2 protein-coding genes are annotated in these 2,724 nt (G+C 72.7%); both read right to left on the bottom strand.

Going from position 1 to position 2,724, the window contains the following annotated elements; all coding sequences use genetic code 11:
• Positions 1-177: 177 nt before the first annotated feature.
• Entirely contained in the window at positions 178-1,608 is a 1,431-nt protein-coding gene (gltX, locus tag ACFRAR_RS33375) for a glutamate--tRNA ligase (RefSeq protein WP_380703138.1), read from the bottom strand.
• Between the two features lie 61 nt (positions 1,609-1,669).
• Positions 1,670-2,470 (bottom strand): fumarylacetoacetate hydrolase family protein, encoded by an 801-nt coding sequence (locus ACFRAR_RS33370; RefSeq protein ID WP_380703136.1) that lies wholly within the window; start codon positions 2,468-2,470, stop codon positions 1,670-1,672.
• Between the last annotated feature and the right edge of the window lie 254 nt (positions 2,471-2,724).

The following is a 2,724-nucleotide window of genomic DNA, read 5'->3' as shown; positions in this document are numbered from 1 at the left end:
GCTGCCGCCGGTGAGGCAGCAGCGGCTTCGCGGTCCCGGCCGCCTACGGACTGGTGGGGCGGGCGGGCGGGCCCCCCGCCCCCCGGGGGGGGGCGGCGGGGGGGGGGCGGGCGGGGCCCCCCCGCACCCGCCGCGCCCCCCCCCCCACCCCGCCCCCGCGGCCTGCTCGGAAGCCCGTCAGGCGGCCGGGACGGCGTCCAGGGCGGCCCGCAGCCGGCGCAGCGTCTCGGCGCGCCCCAGGAGCTCCATGGACTCGAACAGCGGCGGGGAGACCCGACGGCCCGTGACGGCCACCCGCAGCGGCGTGAAGGCGAACTTGGGCTTGATGCCCAGACCGTCCACCAGCGCCGCGCGCAGCGCGGCCTGGATCGGCTCCGGGGTGAAGTCCCCGAGCTCCTCCAGCGCCTTGATGCTGGCGTCCAGCACCGGGCGGGCGTCCGCGGTCAGCACCTTGGCGGCGTCGTCCGGGTCGAGGGCGAACTCCTCCGGCGCCACGAACAGGAAGCCGGCCATGTTCACGATCTCGCTCAGCACGACCATCCGCTCCTGGGTGAGCGGCGCCACCTTGGCGAGCAGGTCCAGCTGCTCGGCGGTGGGCTCGGCCGGCAGCAGCCCGGCGCCCTGGAGGAACGGCACCAGGCGGCCGACGAAGTCCTCCGGGGCCAGCCGGCGGACGTGCTCGGCGTTGATCGCCTCGCACTTCTTCAGGTCGAAGCGGGCCGGGTTGGAGTTGACCTTCGCGATGTCGAAGGCGGCGACCAGCTCGTCCATGGAGAACAGGTCGCGGTCCTCGGCCAGCGACCAGCCCAGCAGGGACAGGTAGTTGAGCAGGCCCTCACGGATGAAGCCGCGCTCGCGGTACATGTTGAGCGAGGCCTGCGGGTCGCGCTTGGAGAGCTTCCTGTTGCCCTCGCCCATCACGTACGGCAGGTGGCCGAAGCGCGGCATGCCGCCCTCGCCGACGCCGATCTCGGCCAGCGCCTCGTACAGCGCGATCTGCCGCGGGGTGGAGGACAGCAGGTCCTCGCCGCGCAGCACGTGGGTGATGCCCATCAGGGCGTCGTCCACCGGGTTGACGAGCGTGTACAGCGGGGCGCCGTTGGCCCGGACGATGCCGTAGTCCGGCACGTTCTCCGGCTCGAAGGTGAGCGTGCCGCGTACCAGGTCGTCGAAGCTGATGGTCTTGTCGGGCATCCGGAAGCGCAGGATCGGCTCGCGCTTCTCCAGCTTGTAGACGGCCACCTGCTCGTCCGTCAGGTCACGGCAGTGACCGTCGTAGCCGGAGGGCTTGCCGGCCGCGCGGGCGGCCTCGCGGCGGGCGTCCAGCTCCTCGGTGGAGCAGTAGCAGTGGTAGGCGTGGCCGGCCTCGTGCAGGCGGCGGGCGACGTCGGCGTAGATGTCCATCCGCTGCGACTGGCGGTACGGCGCGTGCGGGCCGCCGACCTCCGGGCCCTCGTCCCAGTCCAGGCCGAGCCAGCTCATGGCGTCGAGCAGCTGGTGGTACGACTCCTCGGAGTCGCGGGCGGAGTCGGTGTCCTCGATCCGGAAGACCAGCTTGCCGCCCGTGTGGCGGGCGTAGGCCCAGTTGAAGAGGGCGGTGCGGACCATCCCCACGTGGGGGTTGCCGGTCGGGGACGGACAGAAGCGAACCCGGACGTCCGGGTTTGTGTTAGCCACGCTTGATCACCTTGTTGGTGAGAGTGCCGATGCCTTCGATGGAGACGGCGACCTCGTCGCCGACGTTGAGGGGGCCCACCCCTGCGGGTGTGCCGGTGAGGATGACGTCGCCGGGCAGCAGCGTCATGGCCTCGGAGATGTGGACGACCAGCTCGGCGACCGAGCGGATCATCAGGGAGGTGCGGCCGGTCTGGCGGAGCTCGCCGTTGACCGTGCAGGTGATCGCGAGGTCGCCCGGGTCGAGGTCGGTCTCGATCCAGGGGCCCAGCGGGCAGGCCGTGTCGAAGCCCTTGGCCCGGGCCCACTGGCCCTCGCGCTGCTGGACGTCCCTGGCGGTGACGTCGTTGGCACAGGTGTAGCCGAGGATGACCTCGGGCACCCGGTCCAGCGGCACCTCGCGGCACATCCGGCCGATCACCACGGCCAGCTCGGCCTCGTGGTGGACGTCCGAGGAGAACGGCGGGTAGGCGATGCTCTCGGTCGGGCCGATCACCGAGGTGGACGGCTTGAAGAAGGTGAGCGGGACGTCCGGGACGTCGTTGCCCAGCTCGGCCGCGTGCGCCGCGTAGTTGCGGCCGACCGCCACGATCTTGTTCGGGAGCATCGGGCTGAGCAGCCGGACGTCCTGGAAGCGGTAGCTCTCGCCGGTGGGCTGGGGTTGGCCGAACGGGTGGCCGGCCAGCGCGTGGACGACCAGCGAGTCGGGCTGGGAAGGGTCGCCCTCCACCACGCCGAAGGAGACGCTGCCGGCGGCAGGGCTCCCTTCCCGGACGGAAAACCTGGCAATGCGCACGGCTGGGATACCCCTCGCTTCGTCGGCCGCCCGGGGCGCGCCCGGGCGCTGGTGGGCGCCTCGCCCGCGGTGGGCGCGACCCCGTCAATCGGCTCCAGGCTATCGCGCGGGGCCCCGGCTGACCGCTTTGCCCCCGTTGGGCACCGCGGGGTGACAACGACGGAGGGCGCCCGGCGAAACGCGGGTTAGACGGCGCCCCCCCCCGCTCGCCGCGGGGGCACTCCAGGACGAATAAAACCCCGGCGACCAAAACC

The sequence above is a fragment of the Kitasatospora sp. NPDC056651 genome (genome assembly GCF_042792155.1).
Lineage (GTDB): Bacteria > Actinomycetota > Actinomycetes > Streptomycetales > Streptomycetaceae > Kitasatospora.
This window is presented reverse-complemented; position numbering and strand designations above follow the sequence as displayed.